Origin of the sequence: Algoriphagus algorifonticola, assembly GCF_007655305.1 — a bacterium.
GTDB classification, from domain to species: Bacteria; Bacteroidota; Bacteroidia; order Cytophagales; family Cyclobacteriaceae; genus Algoriphagus; species Algoriphagus algorifonticola.
On sequence record NZ_VLOG01000058.1, the window covers coordinates 55,364 to 81,042 of the forward strand.

Annotated in this window: 19 protein-coding genes and 4 tRNA genes; 4 read left to right on the top strand and 19 right to left on the bottom strand. The window is 40.8% G+C overall.

The features are described 5' to 3' along the window. Nucleotide 1: 1 nt before the first annotated feature. The 18 genes from fusA to FL972_RS16075 form a co-directional block, all read right to left on the bottom strand. Complete coding sequence (gene fusA, locus FL972_RS15990; RefSeq protein ID WP_144606842.1) at nucleotides 2–2,125, bottom strand: elongation factor G; 2,124 nt, start codon at nucleotides 2,123–2,125, stop codon at nucleotides 2–4. Between the two features lie 5 nt (nucleotides 2,126–2,130). Then, entirely contained in the window at nucleotides 2,131–2,598 is a 468-nt protein-coding gene (gene rpsG, locus FL972_RS15995; RefSeq protein WP_091652815.1) for a 30S ribosomal protein S7, read from the bottom strand. Nucleotides 2,599–2,620: 22 nt separating this feature from the next. Next, nucleotides 2,621–3,010 carry a 30S ribosomal protein S12 gene (rpsL, locus tag FL972_RS16000; protein WP_009034221.1) on the bottom strand — a complete coding sequence of 130 codons (390 nt, stop codon included), beginning with the start codon at nucleotides 3,008–3,010 and terminating at the stop codon, nucleotides 2,621–2,623. 98 nt (nucleotides 3,011–3,108) lie between these two features. Next, entirely contained in the window at nucleotides 3,109–3,432 is a 324-nt protein-coding gene (locus FL972_RS16005) for a DUF3467 domain-containing protein (protein ID WP_091652813.1), read from the bottom strand. 63 nt (nucleotides 3,433–3,495) lie between these two features. After that, nucleotides 3,496–7,806 carry a DNA-directed RNA polymerase subunit beta' gene (gene rpoC, locus FL972_RS16010; protein WP_144606844.1) on the bottom strand — a complete coding sequence of 1,437 codons (4,311 nt, stop codon included), beginning with the start codon at nucleotides 7,804–7,806 and terminating at the stop codon, nucleotides 3,496–3,498. A gap of 52 nt (nucleotides 7,807–7,858) precedes the next feature. Next, entirely contained in the window at nucleotides 7,859–11,734 is a 3,876-nt protein-coding gene (rpoB, locus tag FL972_RS16015) for a DNA-directed RNA polymerase subunit beta (RefSeq protein WP_144606846.1), read from the bottom strand. Between the two features lie 155 nt (nucleotides 11,735–11,889). Continuing rightward, entirely contained in the window at nucleotides 11,890–12,273 is a 384-nt protein-coding gene (gene rplL / locus FL972_RS16020) for a 50S ribosomal protein L7/L12 (RefSeq protein ID WP_091652805.1), read from the bottom strand. A 47-nt stretch (nucleotides 12,274–12,320) separates the two neighbouring features. Then, nucleotides 12,321–12,860, bottom strand: coding sequence for a 50S ribosomal protein L10 (rplJ, locus tag FL972_RS16025; RefSeq protein WP_144606849.1), 540 nt, complete (start codon nucleotides 12,858–12,860; stop codon nucleotides 12,321–12,323). Between the two features lie 2 nt (nucleotides 12,861–12,862). Next, nucleotides 12,863–13,561 (bottom strand): 50S ribosomal protein L1, encoded by a 699-nt coding sequence (gene rplA / locus FL972_RS16030; protein ID WP_091652800.1) that lies wholly within the window; start codon nucleotides 13,559–13,561, stop codon nucleotides 12,863–12,865. 10 nt (nucleotides 13,562–13,571) lie between these two features. Further along, nucleotides 13,572–14,015, bottom strand: a complete 444-nt coding sequence (gene rplK, locus FL972_RS16035; protein ID WP_091652797.1) for a 50S ribosomal protein L11 — start codon at nucleotides 14,013–14,015, stop codon at nucleotides 13,572–13,574. Between the two features lie 3 nt (nucleotides 14,016–14,018). Then, entirely contained in the window at nucleotides 14,019–14,576 is a 558-nt protein-coding gene (nusG, locus tag FL972_RS16040; RefSeq protein ID WP_091652794.1) for a transcription termination/antitermination protein NusG, read from the bottom strand. An 18-nt stretch (nucleotides 14,577–14,594) separates the two neighbouring features. Then, nucleotides 14,595–14,783 (bottom strand): preprotein translocase subunit SecE, encoded by a 189-nt coding sequence (gene secE, locus FL972_RS16045; protein WP_091652792.1) that lies wholly within the window; start codon nucleotides 14,781–14,783, stop codon nucleotides 14,595–14,597. A 15-nt stretch (nucleotides 14,784–14,798) separates the two neighbouring features. Beyond that, a tRNA-Trp gene (locus tag FL972_RS16050) sits at nucleotides 14,799–14,872 on the bottom strand. Between the two features lie 111 nt (nucleotides 14,873–14,983). Then, complete coding sequence (gene tuf, locus FL972_RS16055; RefSeq protein WP_144606850.1) at nucleotides 14,984–16,171, bottom strand: elongation factor Tu; 1,188 nt, start codon at nucleotides 16,169–16,171, stop codon at nucleotides 14,984–14,986. 60 nt (nucleotides 16,172–16,231) lie between these two features. Then, nucleotides 16,232–16,303: transfer RNA gene (locus tag FL972_RS16060), tRNA-Thr, on the bottom strand. 33 nt (nucleotides 16,304–16,336) lie between these two features. Continuing rightward, nucleotides 16,337–16,409: transfer RNA gene (locus tag FL972_RS16065), tRNA-Gly, on the bottom strand. Between the two features lie 105 nt (nucleotides 16,410–16,514). Beyond that, a tRNA-Tyr gene (locus FL972_RS16070) sits at nucleotides 16,515–16,597 on the bottom strand. A gap of 148 nt (nucleotides 16,598–16,745) precedes the next feature. Then, complete coding sequence (locus tag FL972_RS16075) at nucleotides 16,746–19,373, bottom strand: M1 family metallopeptidase (protein ID WP_144606852.1); 2,628 nt, start codon at nucleotides 19,371–19,373, stop codon at nucleotides 16,746–16,748. A gap of 74 nt (nucleotides 19,374–19,447) precedes the next feature. Here FL972_RS16075 and FL972_RS16080 point away from each other — a divergent pair, with 74 nt between their 5' ends. From FL972_RS16080 to FL972_RS16095, 4 genes are all read left to right on the top strand, one after another. Then, nucleotides 19,448–19,942, top strand: a complete 495-nt coding sequence (locus FL972_RS16080; RefSeq protein WP_091652784.1) for an acetyl-CoA carboxylase biotin carboxyl carrier protein subunit — start codon at nucleotides 19,448–19,450, stop codon at nucleotides 19,940–19,942. A gap of 136 nt (nucleotides 19,943–20,078) precedes the next feature. After that, nucleotides 20,079–20,789 (top strand): UMP kinase, encoded by a 711-nt coding sequence (pyrH, locus tag FL972_RS16085; RefSeq protein ID WP_091652781.1) that lies wholly within the window; start codon nucleotides 20,079–20,081, stop codon nucleotides 20,787–20,789. 5 nt (nucleotides 20,790–20,794) lie between these two features. Continuing rightward, entirely contained in the window at nucleotides 20,795–21,355 is a 561-nt protein-coding gene (gene frr / locus FL972_RS16090) for a ribosome recycling factor (RefSeq protein ID WP_144606854.1), read from the top strand. Nucleotides 21,356–21,549: 194 nt separating this feature from the next. After that, the gene (locus tag FL972_RS16095; RefSeq protein WP_144606856.1) at nucleotides 21,550–22,686 is read left to right on the top strand and encodes an ATP-binding protein; all 1,137 of its coding nucleotides are present in this window, start codon (nucleotides 21,550–21,552) and stop codon (nucleotides 22,684–22,686) included. A gap of 325 nt (nucleotides 22,687–23,011) precedes the next feature. Here FL972_RS16095 and FL972_RS16100 read toward each other — a convergent pair whose 3' ends face one another. Then, entirely contained in the window at nucleotides 23,012–25,651 is a 2,640-nt protein-coding gene (locus tag FL972_RS16100) for a DUF5686 and carboxypeptidase regulatory-like domain-containing protein (RefSeq protein ID WP_144606858.1), read from the bottom strand. Between the last annotated feature and the right edge of the window lie 28 nt (nucleotides 25,652–25,679).

Here is a 25,679-nt window from a genome sequence, read left to right on the forward strand (position 1 = left end):
ATTAGGCTTTCTGACCTTTTACGTTAGCAATTACAGTCTCCGCTATGTTGTTTGGCACTGGCTCATAGTGAGAGAATGTCAACGAAGCAGTAGCTCTACCGGAAGAGATGGTTCTCAAATCGGTGATGTAACCAAACAGTTCAGATAAAGGAACAGATGCTTTGATTACGGAAGAAGTACCTTTGGTATCCATTCCTTTCATCAAACCTCTTCTTCTGTTCAAGTCACCGGTGATAGGACCAGTGTATTCATCTGGAGTAACCACGTCTACTGACATGATTGGCTCTAGTAACTGAGGCTTACATTTTTTAGCAGCTTCTTTGAATCCGATTCTAGCAGCCAATTCAAAAGAAAGTGCATCTGAATCGACGTCGTGGAAAGAACCGTGGAACAATCTAACTTTCATAGACTCGATAGGATAACCTGCCAAAGGACCATTCTTCATAGCTTCAGCAAATCCTTTCTGGATAGATGGAATAAATTCTTTTGGAATTACACCACCCACGATTCCGTTTACGAAATCCAATCCTGGCTTGATTTCTCCTGTTTCCGCATCTGGATCTTTAGGACCCAATTCGAATACGATATCGGCAAATTTACCTTTACCACCAGTTTGCTTCTTGTAAACTTCTTTGTGTTCTACTGAACCAAACAAAGCTTCTTTGTAAGCAACCTGAGGAGCACCTTGGTTAATTTCAACTTTGAATTCACGCTTCAATCGGTCGATGATGATATCCAAGTGAAGTTCACCCATACCTCTCAAGATAGTCTGGCCAGTTTCGTGGTCAGTGTTTACTTGAAGAGTTGGATCTTCTTCTACCAATTTGGCGATAGCCATACCTAGTTTATCAACATCCGCCTGAGTTTTAGGCTCGATTGCGTAACCGATAACTGGCTCAGGGAAGATCATAGACTCCAATACAACTTTACGCTTTTCGTCACAAAGTGTATCTCCAGTTTTGATATCTTTAAAACCTACCACTGCACCAATATCACCTGCTCTTAGGGCATCGATTTGGTTTTGCTTGTTAGCATGCATCTGGAATACTCTAGAGATACGCTCTTTATTTCCAGAACGGCTATTGAATACATAAGAACCGGAATTCAAAATCCCAGAATATGCTCTTACGAAACATAAACGGCCTACGAATGGATCTGTAGCGATTTTGAAAGCAAGACCTGCAAAAGGCTCAGTCTCATCAGGAGAAATTCTTACATCTTTCTCCTCATCTTCTAGAGCATGAGCAATGATATCGTCTTTATCCAATGGAGAAGGAAGCAATTCCATCACCAAGTCCAACATGGTTTGAACACCTTTATTTTTGAAGGAAGATCCACATACCATAGGGACAATTTTCATGTCAATGGTTGCTTGTCTTAAAGCATTCAGGATTTCTTCTTCAGTGATTGAGTTTGGATCGTCGAAGAACTTTTCCATCAAAGACTCATCGTAGTCAGCAACAGCCTCAAGCAAATGCTCTCTCCACTGTTCAACTTCTTCTTTCATGTCTTCTGGAATAGGAACTTCTTCGAAAGTCATTCCCATATCCTCTTCGTTCCAAACAATAGCTCTGTTGTTAATCAAATCAACAACACCTCTAAATCTATCTTCAGCACCGATCGGCAACTGCAAAGGAACTGCATAGCTTCCTAGCATTTCCTTCACTTGCTTACAAACCTCTAAGAAGTTTGCTCCAGCACGGTCCATTTTATTAACGAATCCGATTCGGGCTACTTTATAATTATCAGCTAAACGCCAGTTGGTCTCAGACTGTGGCTCAACACCGTCCACAGCACTGAACAGGAAAACCAATCCATCTAATACTCGAAGAGAACGGTTTACCTCAACGGTAAAGTCAACGTGTCCCGGAGTATCGATGATGTTGATTTGATATTTCTGATCTCTGTAGTTCCAAAAAACGGTAGTAGCAGCAGAAGTAATAGTGATACCTCTTTCCTGCTCCTGAGCCATCCAGTCCATGGTAGCAGCACCGTCGTGTACTTCACCTATTTTGTGGGAAACTCCAGAGTAAAAAAGGATTCGCTCTGTGGTGGTCGTTTTACCGGCATCAATGTGAGCGGCGATACCGATATTTCTCGTGTATTTTAAATCTCTTTTCGCCATCCTAATTAAAATCTAAAGTGAGAGAATGCTTTGTTGGCTTCTGCCATTCTGTGCGTATCATCTTTCTTCTTTACTGCAGCGCCTTCGCCTTTTGCAGCAGCGATGATTTCGCCAGCAAGTCTATCCATCATGGTTTTCTCACCTCTTTTTCGAGCATAGTTGATCATCCACTTGATTCCAAGGGCCATCTTTCTTTCAGGTCGGACTTCCATTGGAACTTGGAATGTAGCACCACCAACTCTACGACTCTTCACCTCTACGGATGGAGCAATATTGTTAAGCGCTTTTTTCCAAACTTCAAGACCATTCTCACCTACTTTGGATTCTACCTTTTCTACTGCGTCGTAGAAAATCTTGTAAGCAATACTCTTCTTCCCATCTACCATCAGACAGTTCACAAACTTGGTAACCAAGGTATCATTGAACTTTGGATCAGGAAGAATATATCTCTTCTTTGGTTTCGCTTTTCTCATTTCTTCTTAAACATTAAATAAATTACTTTTTGGCTGCAGCAGCCTTAGGTCTTTTAGCACCGTACTTGGAGCGACCTTGCTTACGGTCTTTTACTCCTGCAGTATCCAATGCACCGCGGATGATGTGATATCTTACACCTGGTAGATCCTTCACACGACCACCTCTAATCAATACGATTGAGTGCTCTTGCAAATTGTGACCTTCACCTGGAATGTAAGCGTTCACTTCTTTTCCATTTGTCAATCTCACCCTTGCCACCTTTCTCATAGCTGAGTTAGGCTTTTTAGGGGTAGTAGTGTACACTCTGGTACAAACCCCTCTTCGCTGAGGACAAGCGTCCAAAGCTCTTGATTTAGATTTGGTTTCCAGCGTTGTTCTACCTTTTCTTACTAACTGTTGAATAGTAGGCATTAACTGATAAAATTTAGTTTTCCTGTAAACTGTTAAATTTTGGACTGCAAAGGTAGAAAAAGTAATAAGACAAACAAAATTAAGCAGTTATATTTTTGTTATGCCTCCCCAGGCGTGCCAAAGGTGATCGGGAACTCCGGAGCACCTCCATTTTGGTTGATTTTACCAAATGCAGCCTCATACTTTTCTATATTATCCTTCAATGCTGCCAATAATCTTTTGGCATGATCCGGAGTCACAATAATTCTTGACTTCACCTTCGCCTTGGGTACTCCCGGCATCAAACGGATAAAGTCAATCACGAACTCTGAATTGGAATGGGCAATCATAGCCAAATTAGAATATACTCCTTCAGCAACTTCTTCTGAAAGCTCTACATTGATCTGTTGATCTGGTCTGTTTTGTCCTTTTTCGTCACTCATTTTGTTGGGATTAAAAAAGGCCTGTACGCATACAGGCCTTTTCATTTATAAACTCACTATGTATTATAAAATCGCTTCGCTAGATCTGCGAGTGGATTTTTCCATGTTTTCAGAAAGCTTATCATACTCTTCCTGAGATCCAACGATCAAGTTTTGCAACCTTCTCTGACCTGTACCGGCCGGAATTAGGTGACCTACGATCACGTTTTCTTTCAATCCAAGTAGCTCATCTCTCTTACCTCTGATAGCTGCTTCAGAAAGTACTTTGGTAGTTTCCTGGAAGGAAGCTGCTGAAATAAATGATTCTGTACCCAAAGAAGCTGCTGTGATACCTTGAAGTGTAGGAGCAGAAACCGCAGTTTCAGCATCTCTCACCTGTACCAATTTCAGGTCTTTACGCTTCAAGCTGGAGTTTTCATCTCTCAGTCTTCTTGAAGAAATAATCATACCTGGCTTCAATGTGCTAGAATCTCCAGCATCCATCACCACTTTCTTATCTAGGATATTGTCATTTTCCTCACGGAAAGCCCACTTATCCACTACCTGTCCTTGCAAGAATCCAGTATCTCCAGCATCAAGAATTTCAACTTTCTGCATCATCTGAGATACAATCACCTCAATATGCTTATCGTTGATCTTCACACCCTGAAGTCTGTAAACTTCCTGAATTTCATTTACCAAATACTCCTGAACGGCAGTTGGTCCTTTAATGGATAGGATATCATTTGGAGTAATTGCTCCATCTGACAATGGCTCACCCGCACGGATGAAGTCATTTTCCTGAACCAAGATATGCTTGGAAAGAGATACCATGTACTTCTTAATCACCCCATCCTTAGACTCGATGATAATTTCTCTGTTACCTCTCTTGATTCCACCGTAAGTTACTACACCGTCGATTTCAGAAACCACAGCCGGATTGGATGGGTTACGTGCCTCGAACAATTCAGTTACTCTTGGAAGACCACCGGTAATATCTCTTGTCTTACCTACAGATCTTGGGATTTTTACCAATACCTGTCCAGATTTTACTTTATCTCCAATTTCAACAGCCAAGTGAGCTCCTACCGGAATATTGTATGCTTTGGAATCTTCTCCATAGTCTACAATAATTGCAGGGTTCTTGGTTCTGTCTTTGGTATCGATGATTACTTTTTCACGGAATCCAGTCTGATCATCGGCAACTTCTTTGTAAGTGACACCCTCTACGATAGACTCAAAGTCTACTTTACCGTCGAATTCAGAAAGAATTACGGCGTTGTATGGATCCCAAGTACATAGAGAATCACCTTTAGCGATTTTCTGACCATCCTTCACGTTCAATAATGCTCCGTAAGGCACGTGGTTTGAAACCAAAGTCTTACCGGATTTCACATCATTGATTTTTATTTCTCCGGATCTTCCCATTACTACTGTAACAGGTTCACCGTCTTTGTTGGTAGTTTCGATCAGTCTTAATTCCTCATCGAATTCTACAACACCTTCAAATTTAGCATTGATGCTGGCCTCAACAGCCATGTTGGAAGCAGTACCCCCTACGTGGAACGTTCTTAGCGTCAACTGTGTGCCTGGCTCACCGATAGACTGCGCTGCAATAACCCCTACTGACTCACCTGCCTGTACCATATTACCGGTAGCCAAGTTACGTCCGTAGCATTTAGAACAAACACCTCTTCTGGTTTCGCAAGTCAAGACAGATCTTATCTCAACTTCTTCAACAGCTGACTCATCTACTCTCTTCGCAATTTCGTCGTCGATTTCAACTCCTGCAGGAACGATCAATTCATCCGTTAGTGGATCATAGACATCATGTACTGATACTCTACCCAAGATTCTTTCAGAAAGTGGCTCAACGATTTCGTCGTTGTCTTTCAATGGCTGAACAACCAAACCTCTTAAAGTACCGCAATCTTCTTCAGTGACGATCATGTCTTGAGCTACGTCAACCAAACGACGAGTCAAATAACCCGCATCGGCAGTTTTCAAAGCTGTATCTGCAAGACCCTTACGTGCACCGTGAGTAGAGATGAAGTACTCAAGTACGTCCAAACCTTCTTTAAAGTTGGAAAGGATTGGGTTTTCAATGATTTCACCTACTGAACCTTGTAAGTTTTTCTGAGGCTTAGCCATCAGACCTCTCATACCACCCAACTGTCGAATTTGCTCCCTAGAACCTCTAGCTCCAGAGTGCATCATCATATAGATAGCATTGAATCCTTGCTTGTCCTCCTCCATCTTCTTCATCAGATTATTAGTCAAATGAGAGTTGGTTCGAGTCCAAATATCAATTACTTGGTTATATCTTTCGTTGTCTGTGATCAGACCCATCAAGTAGTTGTTCCAAACCTGATCTACCTCTTCTTTCGCTTTGGCGATCATTGGCTCTTTTTCTTCAGGAATGATTACATCATTGAGACCCATGGACAAACCACCTTGGTAAGCCATTTGGAATCCTAAGTGCTTGATATCATCCAAGAACTGAGCAGTACGTGCAATACCACAAACTTTCACTACTTGAGCAATAATCTGCTGAAGCTTTTTCTTAGTCAAAAGCTCATTTACATATCCTACTTCAGCCGGAACAAACTGGTTGAAAATCAAACGACCCGCAACTGTTTCAATGATTTGGTTGGTAATTTCGCCATCCTCACCTCTTACAGGAACTTTACATTTGATATTTGCATGCTTGGAAATCTGTCCTTCATTCAAAGCAATAATAACTTCCTCTTGACTGTAGAAAGTCATTCCTTCACCAGGAACTGGCTCCTCTGGAGTAGACTTCTTGCCTTTAGTCACATAATATAGACCCAATACCATGTCTTGAGAAGGAACCGTAATCGGCGCTCCGTTGGCAGGGTTTAGGATATTATGAGAAGAAAGCATCAATGTAGAGGCTTCCAAAATAGCTTCATGTCCAAGTGGTACGTGAACCGCCATCTGGTCACCGTCAAAGTCAGCGTTGAATGCTGTACACACTAATGGGTGCAATTGAATCGCTTTTCCTTCGATCAATTTTGGCTGGAATGCCTGGATACCCAATCTGTGAAGAGTTGGGGCACGGTTCAAAAGAACAGGGTGTCCTTTCAATACGTTTTCCAAAATATCCCAAACCACTGGATCTTTACGATCCACAATTTTCTTGGCTGATTTTACTGTCTTCACAATACCTCTCTCGATCAATTTTCTGATGATAAAAGGTTTGAAAAGTTCAGCAGCCATATTTTTAGGAAGACCGCACTCGTGAAGCTTCAATTCTGGTCCTACTACGATCACAGAACGACCGGAGTAATCCACACGCTTACCGAGCAAGTTTTGACGGAAACGACCTTGCTTACCTTTCAACATATCAGAAAGGGATTTCAATGCTCTGTTTCCATCAGATCTTACCGCATTTACTTTTCTGGAGTTATCGAAAAGAGAATCTACAGCTTCCTGCAACATACGCTTTTCGTTTCTCAAGATTACTTCTGGAGCTTTGATGTCTATCAATCTCTTCAGACGGTTGTTTCTGATGATTACTCTTCTGTACAAGTCATTCAAGTCAGAAGTAGCGAATCTACCACCATCCAATGGCACCAATGGACGTAATTCCGGTGGAATAACAGGAACCATTCTTACCACCATCCACTCAGGACGGTTTTCAATTCTTGTTCTTGCATCACGGAATGCTTCTACTACCTTCAAACGCTTCAAGGCTTCTGCCTTACGCTGCTGAGAGGTATCTGTAGCTGCTTGGTGACGAAGAGAATAAGAAAGATCATCCAAGTCCAATCTAGCCAACAACATTTCCAAAGCTTCAGCACCCATTTTGGCGATGAATTTATTTGGGTCGTCATCATCTAGCATATGATTTTCCTTAGGAAGCTTATCCATGATATCCAAATACTCATCTTCAGTTAAGAAGTCTAGGTATTGAATTCCATCTTCAGCTTTTATACCTGGCTGAACAACTGCATATCGCTCATAATAAACGATTTGATCCAACTTTTTGGTAGGAAGACCCAACAAGTAACCAATCTTGTTAGGCAAAGATTTAAAGTACCAAATGTGTGCTACTGGAACCACCAACTCAATGTGGCCCATTCGCTCACGACGTACTTTCTTTTCAGTCACCTCTACCCCACAACGGTCGCAGATGATGCCTTTATATCTGATGCGCTTATATTTACCACAATGACACTCCCAGTCTTTCACTGGACCAAAGATTCTCTCACAAAACAAACCACCCATTTCTGGCTTGTAAGTTCTGTAATTGATAGTCTCTGGCTGGGTCACCTCTCCATTTGAACTATCCAGAATAGATTCCGGGGAAGCCAAACTGATGGTGACTCTCGAAAAGTCATTGTTTAGTTTTTTGTTTTTTCTGAACGCCATAGTTTTTTGAAAGATATATGAAGGGCAGTTTGACCTGCCCTATTGAGCCAATTTAATCTAAGGTAATTTCAAGAGCCAAGCCTCTCAGTTCATGAACCAATACGTTGAATGATTCAGGGATGTTAGGCTTAGGAAGGTTTTCGCCCTTCACAATTGCTTCGTAAGCTTTTGCTCTACCGATTACGTCATCAGATTTTACTGTCAGGATTTCCTGAAGTACGTGAGATGCACCGAATGCTTCAAGAGCCCAAACCTCCATCTCTCCGAATCTCTGACCACCAAACTGGGCTTTACCACCCAATGGCTGCTGAGTAATCAAAGAGTAAGGTCCGATAGATCTTGCGTGCATCTTATCATCTACCAAGTGACCAAGCTTCAGCATGTAAGCTACACCTACAGTCACAGGCTGATCGAATCTTACACCCGACAAACCGTCGTAAAGATAAGTACGTCCATAAGCAGGAACTCCCGCAGCCTCGAGTTCAGCGGATACTTCCTCCATAGAAGCACCATCGAAGATCGGAGTAGCATATTTCTTACCTAATTTTTGTCCGGCCCAAGCCAATACTGTTTCGAAAATCTGTCCGATGTTCATTCGAGAAGGTACACCCAGTGGGTTCAAAACGATATCCATTGGAGTTCCGTCTTCCAAGAAAGGCATGTCTTCGTCTCTTACGATTCTGGCAACAATACCTTTGTTACCGTGACGACCAGCCATCTTATCACCCACTTTCAGCTTACGCTTCTTAGCGATGTAAACCTTTGCAAGCTGAACGATACCTGCTGGTAATTCGTCTCCAACTTCCAAAGTGAATCTTTCTCTCTTGAATCTACCACTGATCTCATTTCTTGAGTTAGTGTAGTTTTTCACTAGCTGAACAATCAGATTGTTAGTGTGTGCATCATCAGTCCAATCATCCAAGATGATATCAGAAATCAAATTCGCCTCTTCAGGAACATTGTAATTAGACTCATCTCTGTAAGGGTTCTTAGCAGGGAATAAGTTGTTTTCAATGTTCTTCGCGTTGAACTTCATTCCTTTGGAGATGATTTCATCACCAAACTTATGCTTCACGCCCAAGGAAGTCTTGCCATCCAATATAGTTACCAACTTATTGATCATTCTGGCTCTGATGCCCAAAAGATCTTTGGAATACTTGGCCTTCAGTTTTTCAACCTCTGCCTTAGCTTTTGCTCTATTGTCTTTGTCCTTCTTAGGTCTGGAGAACAATTTGGTTTCGATTACCACACCATTCAAGGATGGAGAAGCTTTCAAAGAAGCATCTTTCACATCACCAGCTTTATCACCGAAGATTGCTCTTAGCAATTTCTCTTCAGGAGTTGGATCAGTTTCACCTTTTGGAGTAATCTTACCAATAATGATATCTCCTTCTTTTACTTCAGCACCTACTGCGATGATACCGTTTTCGTCCAAATGCTTCACTGCATCTTCAGAAACGTTAGGGATTTCAGAAGTTAATTCCTCTTCTCCACGCTTAGTATCTCTTACCTCTAGCTGGAATTCTTCAACGTGGATGGAAGTAAAGATATCTTCACGAACTACTCGTTCAGAAATTACAATCGCATCCTCGAAGTTGTATCCTTGCCAAGGCATGTAGGCAACTTTCAAGTTTTTACCCAAGGCCAACTCACCATTGTTGGTAGAGTAACCTTCCACCAATACCTGACCTTTTTCAATTCTCTGCCCCTTCAAAACTAAAGGAGTCAAGTTGATGGTAGTATCTTGGTTGGTTCTTCTGAACTTAATCAGATCGTAAGTTTTGTATTCATCTGTGAAATTCACCAACAACTCATCATCTGACAAGTCATACTTTATGGTGATTTTCTTAGCATCTACATAATCAACTACACCGTCAGCCTCTGCAATAATCAAAGATCTGGAGTCAATAGCAGCTTTTGCTTCTAAGCCTGTACCTACGATAGGTGCTTCAGCTTTCAACAATGGAACTGCCTGGCGTTGCATGTTGGATCCCATCAATGCACGGTTCGCATCATCATGCTCCAAGAAAGGAATCAAAGATGCCGCAACAGATACAATTTGGTTTGGAGCAACGTCCATGTAGCTGATTTCAGAAGGCTCCAACACTGGGAAGTCACCTTCAAATCTTGCTTTTACTCGCTCATTTACGAAAGTTCCTTTTTCATCCAAAGGAGCATTTGCCTGAGCAATGTTATGATCATCTTCTTCTTCTGCAGTCAAGAATACAATATCCTCCTGCTTCATTCCTACTTTACCTTCTTTCACCTTTCTATAAGGTGTCTCAAGGAATCCCATGGAATTTACTTTTGCGTGAACGCAAAGAGAAGAAATCAAACCGATGTTTGGACCTTCCGGAGTTTCGATAGTACAAAGACGACCATAGTGTGTATAGTGAACGTCACGAACCTCGAAACCTGCTCTTTCTCTGGATAGACCACCTGGACCCAAAGCAGAAAGTCTACGCTTGTGCGTCAACTCTGCCAATGGATTGGTTTGATCCATGAACTGAGAAAGCTGGTTGGTACCGAAGAAAGAGTTGATTACTGAAGAAAGCGTACGAGCGTTGATCAAATCAACTGGTTTGAAGTCTTCGTTGTCACGTACGTTCATACGCTCACGGATTGTTCTGGCCATTCTAGCCAAACCAACTCCAAACTGGCTATAAAGCTGCTCCCCTACAGTTCTTACTCTTCTATTGGAAAGGTGATCAATATCATCGACTACTGCTTTAGAGTTGATCAAACCGATCAAATATTTCACGATGGAAATAATATCCTCTTTGGTCAATACGATTTTTTCAGCTTCGATATCCAGACCCAATTTTTTATTGATTCTGTATCGGCCTACTTCACCTAAGTCATATCGCTTATCAGAGAAGAACAGAGAATGAATCACCTCACGAGCAGTAGCCTCATCAGGAGCTTCAGTGTTTCTCAATTGACGGTAAATTACTTCTACCGCTTCTTTCTCTGAGTTAGAATTATCTTTTTGAAGTGTATTGTAGATGATAGAGTAATCGGCAATGTTTACATCTTCTCTGTGAAGAATGATAGACTTAGAGCCAGAGTCCAAAATCATTTCAATATCCTCATCTGTCAAAACGGTATCACGCTCAAGCAATACTTCGTTTCTATCGATGGAAACTACCTCACCTGTATCTTCATCTACGAAGTCTTCAACCCATGTTCTCAAAACTCTAGCAGCTAATTTTCTGCCTGCGGCTTTTTTCAAAGCAGTTTTGGTTGCCGATACTTCTTCAGATAGGCCAAATAAATCCAAAATGTCTTTATCTGAACCGTAACCGATAGCTCTTAGCAAGGTAGTAACAGGGAATTTCTTCTTACGATCGATGTAAGCATACATGACATTGTTGATGTCAGTAGCAAACTCAATCCAAGAACCCTTGAAAGGAATGATACGGGCAGAGTATAATTTCGTACCATTAGTGTGCTTACTTTGAGCAAAAAATACACCTGGTGATCTGTGCAATTGAGATACAATCACACGCTCTGCGCCATTGATTACAAACGAACCCTTCTCAGTCATGTAAGGCAAGTTGCCTAAGAAAACTTCTTGTTCGATTGTTTCGAAATCCTCATTGTCCTCATCATGGCAAAGTAATCTTAATTTTGCTTTCAAAGGTACTGAGTAGGTCAAACCACGATCTATACATTCACCCACACTATATTTAGGTGGATCCACTGCATAATCGATAAATTCCAAAGTGAAGTTTTCTCTGGAATCAGAGATCGGAAAATTCTCAGAAAACACTTTGAATAATCCGTCAGCCCGGCGCTTTTCTGCAGGCGTATCCAGCTGGAAGAAATCTTTGAAAGACTGCAACTGAATATCGAGAAAATCCGGATAGTCTTTGACCACCTTAATGGAGGAGAAACTTTTCCTTTCGGTTTGATTCTTGATAGCCAAGGTAGTGTATGTTTATAGTGAAATTAAATAACGAAATATTAATATTTTCGCAAGAAATAATGCAATTTTTTACCTGTGCATAAACAGGAAAAGACCTGACTTGTATAGTCAGGTCTTAGGGCTAAACCTAAACCAGATGGTTCGGTTTCGCCAAATTATTTGATCTCTACTTCAGCACCAGCTTCTTCTAGAGACTTCTTCAAGCCTTCAGCTTCGTCTTTAGCGATACCTTCTTTCAAAGCTTTAGGAGCAGAATCCACTAGGTCTTTAGCTTCTTTCAAGCCAAGTCCAGTCAATTCTTTTACAAGCTTAACTACTGCAAGTTTCTGACCACCAGCTGCCTTCAAGATAACGTCAAAAGAAGTCTTCTCTTCTTCTGCAGCGCCACCGTCAGCACCACCAGCAGCAGGACCTGCAACAGCAACTGCCGCAGCAGCTGGTTCGATTCCGTACTGATCCTTAAGGATATCTGTCAATTCTTTAACCTCTTTTACAGTCAAGTTTACCAACTGATCTGCAAGTTGTGTAAGATCTGCCATCGTATTATTAATTTAAATTTTTCGTGATTTGTGATTGAATTGAAGTATTATTTTTCTTCTCTGCTTTCGAGGGCCTTAAGCACACCAGAGATGTTGTTTTGGCCACTTTGCAATGCAGAGATGAGGTTCATTGCAGGAGACTGTAGCAAACCGATAAGGTCGCCCAACAACTCTTGCTTTGATTTAAGATTAGAGAGCATTTCAAGGTTTGCTTCTCCTACGAAAACATCCGTATCAATAGAAGCACCTTTGAATTTTGGTCTCGTCTCTTTTTTACCTATTTTTTTTCTGAAATCCAGCAACACTTTTGCTGGCAGGTTACTGGTCTCTTTGGAGAAAATAATTCCAGAGAATCCTTTCAATGAACTATCCAACTGTGAGAAGTCTGCATCCAGATTTTCCAAAGCTTTTTTGATCAATGTGTTTTTGTACACTTTGTACTCAACACCCTTCTCAAAACATGCTCTTCTGAAAGCGTTCACTTCCTTCACACTGAATCCTCCTGCATCTGTGATGTAGAAGAAAGGGTTTTCTCTAAATTTCTCGGTAAGACCGTCGATTATTTCTTTCTTTTCGTCTCTAGTCATGATTATATACCTTGAATACTACCCTTGTCCACTGCGATACCAGGAGACATTGTACTGGATAATGAAATACTCTTGAAATATGTTCCCTTAGAAGATGCCGGCTTAAGCTTGGAGATAGTTAAGATCAACTCTCTCACATTTTCCTGAATTTTTTCAGGGCTGAAAGACACCTTACCTACGCTCGCGTGAATGATACCGAATTTGTCAACTTTAAAGTCGATTTTACCAGCCTTCACTTCTTTTACAGCTTTACCTACTTCTAGAGTTACCGTTCCTGCTTTAGGATTTGGCATAAGACCTCTCGGTCCCAATACTCTACCTAGTCTACCTACTTTTGCCATTACGTTAGGCATAGTGATGATGACATCAATGTCAGTCCATCCGCCTTCGATTTTAGCAATGTAGTCGTCCAATCCAACGTAATCTGCACCTGCTTCTTTAGCTTCTGCTTCTTTATCAGGAGTGCAAAGTACCAATACTTTGATATCTTTACCTGTACCATGAGGAAGGGCAACAACCCCTCTTACCATTTGATCTGCTTTACGAGGATCAACGCCCAAACGAACGTCTACATCGACAGAAGCATCAAACTTCGTCATGGTGATTTCCTTCACGATAGAAGAAGCTGCCTCCAGGGAGTACATTTGGCTTGGGTCGTACTTAGAAAGAGCTTCTTTTTGCTTTTTTGTTAACTTAGCCATTTTTGTTTATTTATACTTCCCAAGGGGCTTTACCAGATACTGTGATTCCCATGCTTCTAGCGGTACCAGCAACCATTTTCATGGCAGATTCCACTTTGAAGGCATTCAGGTCAGGCATTTTTACTTCCGCGATCTCTTTTACCTGATCCCAGGTAACAGATCCTACCTTCTTACGGTTAGGCTCTGCGGAACCGCTTTTAAGTTTCGCAGCTTCCAACAGCATATTTGCAGCCGGAGGAGTTTTTACTACGAAATCAAAAGACTTGTCCGAATAGATAGTAATCAATACTGGCAACGTCTGTCCCATTTTATCTTGGGTACGTGCATTGTATTGCTTACAGAACTCCATGATGTTCAAACCCTTGGAACCAAGAGCCGGACCAACTGGAGGTGACGGATTTGCCTGGCCACCTTTCACTTGCAGTTTTAAATAACCAGTGATTTCCTTAGCCATTGCTTAGTCTTGTTTTTCTACTTGTATAAAGTTTAATTCAACAGGAGTATTTCGACCGAAGATCTTGACCATAACATTCAATTTCTTCTTGTCATCAAATACTTCCTCAATAGTCCCGGTAAATCCACTGAAGGGCCCATCCATTACCTTAACGGACTCTCCGACTATAAATGGTGTATCTAACTTCTCGGCAAACTCATCAATCTCCTCAACCTTTCCTAAGATACGGTTGACTTCTGACTGGCGTAATGGTTCAGGGGTTTTGGAAGCTCCCCCCTGGTTTGATCCAAGAAATCCGATGACGCCCGGAATGCTTGTTATTACGTGATTGGCTTCACCATTGGAGAGATCAGCATTGACTAAAACGTATCCAGGAAAGAAATTTCTTTCTCGAACACGCTTCTTGCCATTACGCATCTCATATACTTTCTCAGAAGGAATCAGGACCTCAGGAATGAATTCTTCAATCTTCTGTCTCTGGATCTCATTGTCCAGATAAGTCTTAGTCTTCTTTTCCTGTCCCGCTACTACTCTGAGTACGTACCATTTATGTTCAGCCATTCTGTAATGTCAATTCAATTAGAACAAATCATAAAACCAAGTCATGATGTTTTCAAATCCCAAATCGATCACACCTATAAATAGCGCGAAGATTAAAGATGCTACCAACACCAATACCGCAGAATTTTGCAGAAATGAAAACTTAGGCCAAGTGACCTTGTTTTTCATCTCATCATACGATTCGAGGACAAAGTTTTTTAGATTCATAGTGTAATAACTTACTGGCACGGGCAGAGAGATTCGAACTCCCATCAACGGTTTTGGAGACCGCTATTCTGCCATTGAACTATGCCCGTGTGAATGAACGCTCCGCTAATGGGAACGCAAAATTAGAGATAACTCTCTTAAGAAACAAATGCGATCCCAAAAAACTTCAGGATCGCATTGTATATTAAAGATTCAGATGATTAGTCTAGAATTTCAGTTACCTGACCAGCACCTACTGTTCTACCACCTTCTCTGATAGCGAATCGAAGACCTTTCTCCAATGCAACAGCATTCAACAAGTTAACTTCGATAGTAACGTTATCACCAGGCATCACCATTTCAACGTTTTCTGGAAGTTTGATCTCACCAGTTACGTCAGTAGTTCTTAAGTAGAACTGAGGTCTGTACTTGTTAAAGAATGGAGTATGACGTCCACCTTCTTCTTTAGAAAGCACGTAAACTTCAGCTTTGAAGTGTGCGTGAGGTTTCACAGAACCTGGCTTACAAATGATCATACCTCTCTTGATTTGAGATTTTTCAATACCTCTCAACAACAAACCTACGTTGTCCCCAGCTTCACCTCTGTCAAGAATCTTACGGAACATCTCTACACCAGTAACTGTAGACTTTAGTCCTTCTGCACCCATACCGATGATATCAACTGGTTCGCCAGAGTTAATTACACCTCTTTCAATTCTACCAGTTGCTACAGTACCACGACCAGTGATCGAGAATACGTCTTCAACAGGCATCAAGAAATCCTTGTCAATCGCTCTTTCAGGAAGAGGAATGTAAGTATCTACTGCATTCATCAATTCCATTACAGTTTCAACCCACTTCTCCTCACCGTTCAAGGCACCAAGTGCTGAACCTGCGATAACTGGAATGTTGTCTCCGTCGAATTCATAGAAAGAAAGCAGCTCTCTGATTTCCATTTCCACAAGCTCAAGAAGCTCAGGATCATCAACCATATCCACTTTGTTCATGAAAACAACCAATTGAGGTACACCTACCTGGCGAGCCAAAAGGATGTGCTCTCTAGTTTGTGGCATTGGTCCGTCAGTTGCGGCTACCACTAGGATAGCACCGTCCATCTGGGCAGCACCAGTTACCATGTTTTTAACGTAGTCAGCGTGACCTGGACAGTCTACGTGTGCGTAGTGTCTGTTTTCAGTCTGATATTCTACGTGAGAAGTATTAATGGTAATACCTCTTTCTTTTTCTTCCGGAGCGTTATCAATGGAAGAGAAATCTCTTAGTTCAGAAAGACCTTTTTTTGCCAATACGGTAGTAATGGCGGCAGTCAAAGTTGTTTTGCCATGGTCTACGTGTCCAATCGTACCGATGTTAACGTGCGGCTTGGAACGGTCGAATGTTGCTTTTGCCATGCGTGAAAATCCTCAGTTTAAGTTTAAAGATATGTTTAGATTTAATTTAAAGCCGTTATGAGCCAACGACGGGATTTGAACCCGTGACCCCTTCCTTACCAAGGAAGTACTCTACCCCTGAGCTACGTCGGCTTATGACCCGATGCTTTTCAGAGAAAAGCATAGAGCGGGAGACGAGGCTCGAACCCGCGACCTGCAGCTTGGAAGGCTGCCGCTCTACCAACTGAGCTACTCCCGCTTTTAATAATTCAACCGACTCAGGTGGTACCCTAATCGATCCGGCTACGCCGAATATTTTTTCGCCCTGCAAAACTAGGAAAAAATTTCACATTTAGGCAATTTGTGGGGGAAACAGGATTCGAACCTGTGAAGACATAAGTCAACGGATTTACAGTCCGTCCCAGTTGGCCGCTTTGGTATTCCCCCAACTAGCGTTAAGAATTCAAGTTTTTTTCATCTCTTGATGTCTTAACGGATGGCAAAATTATAGCCTTTTCCGAAAGATTCAAAGCATGGATTTTATTTTTAAAAATATTTTATCCCTAAATGCTCCAATTCTTTCTAAATCAATGAATTAATTTTCATCCGAAAGGGCCTGCAGGAAATAATCATAGTAATTTTTCACCTGAGACATGCTTTCCTTTGCTGCAATTCTCTTAATTCTGGCCACTACATCCTTATCATCTGCAAAACCCATCAGGCCTTGAAATGCTCCTAAACGAACAAATATCTGATTGCTATTTTCCATTTTGTCAAAAAGAAATGCCAAGGCTTTATCTCTACCTTCCTCAGGAAAGGTTACAAAATATTCTGCGTAATATCCCAGAAAGTAATACAATCCTTCTCCTTTCAAGGATCTAGCCTTTCGCTCAAACCAATCTCCTTTTCCTTTTTTAGCAGTATTGAGGTAATAATCTGCCATTGGGATCACTATTCTAGAATTATCCTCTCCTGCAAAACGCTCCATCAAATCATCACCCGGTCCTTCTTCCCCCAAAGCCACCAAGCCCATCAAGGCAGAACTCGCAATCAGATAAGACTCATCGTTGACATATCTCTTAAGCGCAGCCTGATACTTGAAGGGATCATAAGTCCCCAAAACATCAATAGCCCCTGCCCGAACAGAATTTCTGGAATCACCCTCGGCTATTTCAAAAATCAAATCTTCCAAGTCCTGACTATCAAGCAACCACTCCGGATGGCTTTGTGTAATTCTCAGAGACAATTCACGAATAGACCAAAACTCATCAGTAAGCGCTTTTGGCATCAATTCCTGTAAGACTTCAAAATTTTCCCAAGCTACCAAACTGTCCAAGGCCTCATAGCGAGCAACTCCAACCTGAGACTCCAAAAATTGCTTTCTCATGAATGCTGAATCAACTTTGATTGTTTTTTCGAGCAATAGATTTTTTTCCTCATCCCAATAAACCTGACCTACCGGAGCCTGATTCTCCAAGGCAAATTGCTGGAAAGCCTGATTTAATACAAAGCGTTTGCTTTTCCTGCTGCCCTCCTCGTACCAACTCACTTCAAAAGGAATTTTGTAAAGAGGGAACTCTTTCAAGTCCTGATTCTGACTGACACTAATTAAAATATTTTCGGGAATGGAATAATCTACCTCAACTTCCAATTCAGGATGTCCTTTATCCAAAAACCACTGATTAAAAAACCAATTCAAGTCCTCTCCGGTGGTCTTTTCGAAAGCCAATCTTAAATCATGAACCTCCACACTGCTCAGCGCATGAGTAGTTAGGTAGTAATTTAAAGATTGAAAGAATAGCTCGTCTCCCACATAATCTCTCAACATATGCAGAATCACCCCACCCTTGGAGTAACTATGAGAATCAAACATATCCTCATTATCCTCATAATAGAAGCGGATCAAATTGACTTTTTTTGACAAGGCCTCCTGAAAATAGGTTTCCTTTTCGGTGATCAGCTTCAGCTTTGCCTCGTCTTTCCCATTTTTATATTCGTTCCAGAGGTATTCTGAATAATTGGCAAAAGCCTCGTTAAGCGTCAAATTCGACCAAGACTCTGCGGTAACATAGTCACCAAACCATTGATGAAAGAGTTCATGGGCAATGATATAATCCCATTCAGAATCTATGGCTTCCCGCTCAGTAAGCCGCAATTCTTCCATAAAAATCGAAGCAGTGGTATTTTCCATAGCTCCTGAAACGAAATCTCTTACTACAATTTGATCATATTTTGGCCAAGGGAACATTACGCCCAATTTTTTTTCAAAAAAGGCTATCATTTCAGGCGTATGGGCAAAGACTTTTTCTGCACCTTTTTCATATCCTTTCTCCACATAATAGGCCAAAGGCAAATCACCATGCTTTGCTTCCACCTTCCCAAAATCCCCAACGGCAATGGCAGCCAAATAGGGAGCATGAGAAATACGAAGCTCCCATGTATCCTTTCGCATTCCATTATCCAGTTTTGTCTGTTTGGTCAACATCCCATTACTAATTGTCACCAAAGAGTCAGCCACTGTCAGATGAATTGTTTGGGTAAAGCGCTCATTAGGCTTATCAATTGTGGGAAACCACTTCGAATTATGTTCTGTCTCTCCCTGAGTCCAAATCATTCGGGGCTTACTCGGGATCGTGTCCATAGGGTCAATAAAGTACAAACCTTTGGTATCAGTGATAGCCTCCGAACCCTGTCCGGAATTTCTTTCCGGAAATGCCGTATAAGCAATAGTTAAAAGAAGGGTATCGCCGGGATTTAGAGTCTCAGGAAGATAGATTTCTATCTGCTTTTGATCATAGCGATAATTCAAATTGCTTTCTTGCCCTCGCGTTGTTCCGCTGATCTTCCCCAATTCAAAGTCCTTTGCATCTAGCGTAACCGTTTTTTGACTTTTTGCAAAAGGAGTCAAGCTAATCTTAGCGATTCCAATGACGGCGGTTTTTTGATAATCAAAACTTAAGTCTAATTCTGTGTGTAGGATATCAACCTTACGGGTAGCACTTGCCTGATAACTCAGGAGTTCTCGCTCTTTTCGTTTCTTTAACAACACGTTTTGAAGCGAATCTTCATTGACTTGTTCTACAGGTGGGCTTAAAACCTGAGAGCTTTGACCCGAAGTTTTGCTTGTGGGTTCTGAAGTTTTACAGGCTGAAAAAATCAAAAGCCCCGCCATCAAAAAAAATGAGGCAGGGAATTGCAAAATATTCTTTGGCATCGTAATCATTTATTGGATATTTGGAGAGAAATCTCTTGGAGACTTGAAAGTTCAGGGAGAATTAAAGGCTTAAATTAGCAGGAATGTTTTCAGTTATCATTAAGGACAAGACCTATTCGGTTGAAAAAACCGATCAACACGTCAAAGTTAACGATGAAATTTTTGATTGGGATATGCGATGGATTTCAGATCGAAAGATTCATTTTATCAAAAACCATCAATCCCTTGAGGCAGAGCTGGTTGCTCTGGATCGTGAAAGTAAGACGCTCCAAATCAAATTGAACCAAAAGGTAGTCGAACTGAAATTAAAAGACCGATTCGATCTGTTATTAGAAGAATTGGGAATGGATGCGCTGGAAAATACCGGGATTCAAGACATCAAAGCTCCTATGCCTGGATTGATCCTGGACTTGAAAGTCAAGCCGGGCGATGAGGTTAAAAAAGGAGATGTGGTTTTGATTTTGGAAGCTATGAAGATGGAAAATACCATCAAATCCCCTGGAGATGGAATTGTCAAAGAGATCAAAGTAAACTTAAAACAGAGTGTCGAAAAAAATCAGGTCCTGATTACATTCTAATCAATCCTGCTTGGATTTCCTGTCTAATCCCAGATTCAATCCAAATTTGATTAGCATTCTGAACGGAAGAAATTATATTTGTCGGGTTATTTTGTGTCCAAAGTCAAATGGGCATTCCTTTTAAATCTTTAGAGAAATGAAATATAAACGCATCCTCCTGAAACTGAGTGGAGAAGCCTTGATGGGAGAAAAGAATTACGGAATTGATCCCAACAGGCTGCAGCAGTACACCCAAGAAATCAAAAAAGTAAAAGAGCTGGGAGTAGAAATTGCAATTGTGATCGGAGGAGGAAATATTTTCAGAGGAGTTCAAGCTGAAAAATCGGGGATAGACCGAGTTCAGGGAGATTACATGGGAATGCTTGCTACTTTGATCAATGCCATGGCTTTGCAAAGTGCATTGGAACAAGCTGGATTATATACCCGTCTGATGTCTGGTATTAAAATAGAATCGGTCTGCGAACCCTTTATCAGAAGAAGAGCAATCCGTCACCTTGAAAAAGGCAGGATAGTAATTTTCGGTGCGGGTATTGGTAATCCTTATTTTACCACTGATTCTACAGCCAGCTTAAGAGCCATTGAAATCGAAGCGGACGTAGTGCTGAAGGGAACAAGAGTCGATGGTGTTTACACCGCAGATCCTGAGAAAGACAAGACAGCAACTAAGTATCAAACCATTTCTTTCTCCGAGGTTTATGAAAAAAACCTCAATGTCATGGACATGACTGCATTTACACTTTGCCAAGAAAACAATCTACCAATTATCGTATTTGATATGAATAAGGCCGGTAACCTTAGCAGTTTAGTAAAAGGGGAAAATATCGGTACATTGATCACTTCACTGTAAAAACTATGGAAGAAATCGAATTATATCTGGATGAAGCTCAGGAACTGATGCAAAAAGCAGTGGATCATACTGCTTCAGAACTATTAAAAATCCGTGCTGGAAAGGCAATGCCTAATATTTTGGATGGGATTTTGGTTCAGTATTACGGAGCCCCTACCCCATTGAACCAGGTATCCTCTGTCACCACGCCAGATGCAAGAACTTTAGCTATCAAGCCTTTTGAAAGAAATATGATCGGTGAAATAGAAAAAGCCATCATTAATTCAGATTTAGGCCTTGCTCCTCAAAACAACGGAGAGATCATCATCCTGACAATCCCGACTTTAACAGAGGAACGAAGAGTAACTTTGGTAAAGCAGGCCAAGCATGAGTGTGAAAATGGAAAAATTTCCATTCGAACTGTAAGAAAAGACACCAATGAATCCTTAAGAAAGTTGCAAAAAGAAGGTGCTTCTGAGGATGAGGTAAAGAGAGCTGAAGAGAAAGTTCAAAAATTGACAGATCAATACAGCACTAAAATAGACGAGCTTCTTGCTAAGAAAGAAGCTGAGATCATGAAGGTCTAAAAACAGGACAGTACATTAACTTTCAAAAGCCACTTTCGGAAAGAGAGTGGCTTTTTTTTGATTGGAGGGCAAGAAATCCAATCAACCCGTTTAGCTTTTTGGAGATTACCAAACTCCCAATTTCAGAAATTAGCTAAATTTATGAAGTTATACTCATGTATTTAGCTAAATTTGTGAAGTTTACATTATAAGCAATGGAAATCACAAGAAAAATTCTATCCCTTATTCAAAAACAGCTCTTTAAGGGAAAGGTCATCATTCTCTATGGAGCTAGAAGAACTGGCAAGACCACGCTAGTCAAAAAACTTGTGGAAGACAATCCAGATGATTCCTCCTATTTAAATTGCGAGTTGCAAGAAAATCAAGATCTTCTGTCACACACCAATTCGATCCTTTTAAAGGATTTCATTAGCAAAAAAAAATTAATTATTCTGGACGAAGCCCAACACATTCCGCAAATTGGCTTAACCCTTAAAGTTATGGTGGATACATTTCCTTCAGTCCAAATTGTCGCAACAGGTTCATCTAGCTTTGAACTTTCAAATCAAATCTCTGAGCCCCTAACTGGTAGATCCAGGCAATTTTTATTGCTCCCTTTTTCCTTGCAGGAAATTCATCAGCATTCAGATTTGATAAAACTCAAAAGCGAGCTACCAAACTACCTTCGTTTTGGCTTGTATCCTCAGGTAGTTATGGAACATGGGGAAGAGAAAATAGAGGAATTAATAGACATCAGCACAAATTACCTATACAAAGACATATTCCAGTTTGAGTCGGTTAAAAAGCCAGAAATACTTCAAAAACTCTTGAAAGCATTGGCCATGCAGCTTGGGAGTGAATCTTCGTTGAATGAGCTAGCACAAATTGCAGGAACTAATGTACATACGGTTAGTCGCTATTTAGATCTTTTGGAAAAAGCTTTTGTTATTTTCAGGTTACCCGCTTTTAGTAAAAACCTCAGAAAGGAAATTAATAAAAGCCAAAAAATTTACTTTTATGATCTGGGAATTCGAAACGCCATCATTAGGAATTTCAGTGCTTTGGATTTACGGATGGACTTGGGTGGCTTATGGGAAAATTTTTGTATCAGTGAACGATTAAAGCACAATCAAAACAACAGAAGGTTTGTCAATACTTACTTTTGGAGAACGTATGACCAACAAGAAATCGATTATATCGAAGAAATAGATGGAATGTTTTTCTGTTTTGAATTCAAATACAATCCTAAGTCCAAATCTAAATTTCCAAAGATTTTCAGCCAAACCTATACCAATTCCAGCTTTCAGGTAATCAGCCCAGATAATTTTTATGAGTTATCTGATTTGGGATAGAAAATCCATATTGAATCTGAATAAAAGTAGCGATCCCAAATCGCATTCCTCCTGGTAATCAACCCCCTAAAAATTACCTAAAATTCAAAGGAAGCCATTTTTCAATTCAACCGATGGATTTTTTTGAAGTTCATATATCGGTATCCTATTAAAAGCCAATCGAAAGTTCAAGTTGTAGGAAGGACCTCAGACGGGGAGCTGATAGACCAAGTAATTCAAATTGAAAAATAAGGGTATAATTGGGTGTTTATTGTAACCCAAATAACCTACGGTTGATCAAAATCGAATAAGCCATTCTTGAAAAGAAGTAAGCCTACTCTTTAATTTACTGAATCTGAATGAAAGTCGCCACCCCAAACCTAACTCCTCCTCTGAGGTAAGTTCCGTTTTCAAAACCTGCTCCCAACTCCAACCTGAAAATCCTGAATAAATTATCCAGAGAATAGCCTACTTCAACATAGTGAGGGCTATTTTCGGTTTTGAGGTAGTTCAAAAACAGATTTTCACGTAAACCTGAAAAACGCAACATAGGCAATTGAGTCAGGAGAAATTTTCTAAACTGATAATGAAAAATACCTGATACATAAGATCCTGCTGTACTGTATTTATAATAATCCATAAATCTATAATTGGAAGCAGGGCCGAAATTGGAAAAGATGGTTCTATTTCCTCCAAAGTGCTGAAAATCGGGAAAGTATACCTGATTACTGTTGAAAAATGTACCAGCCATCACATTGAAATCCAGCTTTCCGCTGACCCCAAACCTAAAATCATGTTCTATTCCTAGCTCCACATGATTAAAATCCGCCACAGAATTGGATTGCAATATATTCGGGAAAGCCCTGTCATAATTGAACTTGATCAAAGGAACTCGGTCTGAAATAGGGTATTTCCTTCCGTTTCTGATGCCATAACGAATTCCCGGTTTCCACTCTATATTAAAATTAACTTTTGCAGTCGAATGGTCTTCAAAAGCCGCAGTTGAAGCTTCAATGTTTTCAGGCCTATTCGGAATGTAGGTCCTCTCCTGCTTTCCGTACAAGCTATAGTCCGAATTATTGAACAACTCTCTTCTGTCAGCTAAGGTGAAATTAATCCTGTAAGTAAAGCCATAATCTACTCGGTGTGCCCAATACACTCTAGCAAAATCCTGTTCGTAGAGTTTCATATAATTCTGCCTGAATAGAATGGAGTACAATGCATTTACTTGCTCATTGATCGGCTCTCCTCCATTGAACTGATATATATACCTTCCCCCTTGAATCCCCCAAGAAGTTCCTGAAATAGGAAGTGTTCTAGACCATCGGAAATCAACAGTTCCATAAGCTCTTTTACTGGAAAATCCATACCGGAATTCCGGTTCTATATTGAAACTTTTCCTTAAAATCGAGACGCTATCAGCCAGCTTTTCTTCTTGATATTTTCTGTAAAATAGGCCAAGGCCTGCCTTCCATCCTTCCACAGTATTGAAAGAAATTTTTGTCCAGTTTTGACGGAAACCAACTGAAACTCCCTTTCCAAAACTATAACTGGCACCATTAAGAAAATCCAAAGGCTTATACTTTCTTCTTGCCTTTTCTGCGATGGAATCTACATCACTGAGCTTGGCAGCCTCTACAGTTGCCAAACTATCATCTCTTTGATAGCCTTGAATTTCTTTTAGCGTCAGTGGAACGGGACGAATACTCTCCCAATAGCTCAAATCCCTTTTCTTAGCCATCGAATCAATCTCATAATATCGCTCAGTGACCACTTCCGGATTCTTCTGCTCCTTGAGCATTTCTTTTTCATACTCATTCATGAGCTTTCGGTACTCCTCTCTGGTTTTTGGGGATTCTGAAGATAGTTTTTCGACTACCGACAATCCTGTGCTCTGAGCTGAATTTTTCTCAGGAATGGTTTCCAAAGTTTCATCTATAATCTCTGGAGCTTGTACCAAATCCGGGTTGAGTGTCACTTGATAATCCCGAGTTGAAGCCAGATACTGAAACTCCCCTTCAAAACCAAAAAACTTACCCCCGAAAGTGTAGGTATGAGTCAAAGGCATCCATACATTCTCAGCGACAGGAGCATACTGTTGGGTAGCTCGTATTTGAAAGCCTAAAAGTGAGGTCTTGAGATCTAAGCTGTGTATGGCCCATAAATCCTCAATGATATATATGTATCCTTCAAAAACACGTTCTCCACGGGAACGGGGAGTTACCTTGATTTTATTAACCATCACATTTTGATCAAAGAAACTCCCCTCATATTTGAAGCGATAGTAATTAAATGCTGCTCGGGATAAAGGAGAGATTATTTCATTGATTTGGTCCTGATAAAAACTGGTTTGAATGTAAGGGGCCGGAGAGGTTGCCTGATTATCCCCATTGGTCCGAATTGAAATGACTTTCTCCTCCACCTTATCGGGTTGGGTAAAGGTGATTTTCGATACAGACTCCGAAGTATAGGCTTCGTTCAAATTAAGCCCGTCTTTCTCCAAGGATTTTCTGAGGAAAAAGGGCGCATCAGTCAATTGGCCTGTTCCTTTGAGATATACCATCATGGAATACTTTTGAAGCTGAAGTCTGTGATATTTTGCTTTAGCGATCGCTTTTCTCATGATGGTCAATGCTGGATCTTCTGCCCCGGCTTTCACTTCCACCTGACTCAAGGTGTAAACCTGTAGTTCCAACTGCACATTAAATTCTACCCAATCATCCTGAACTATTACGGTTTCTATTCTGGATTTATAGCCTAAATACTGGAAAAGGACATCGTATATTCCTTTTTTAAGTTTGATTTCATATTTCCCATCCAAATTGGTTGGTACCCCATCTCCCAAATTTCTAATGTAAACCGAGGCGTATGGTAAGGGATTCCCAGCATCGTCCTTCACTACCCCTTTGATACCTTGAGAAAAGGCGTTAAGAGAAATGATCAAAAAAGCCAAAAAAAACAGGAGTTGCTTGCTGTATTGAGACATCCAAGAGATAGATTAAAATCTAGGTCAA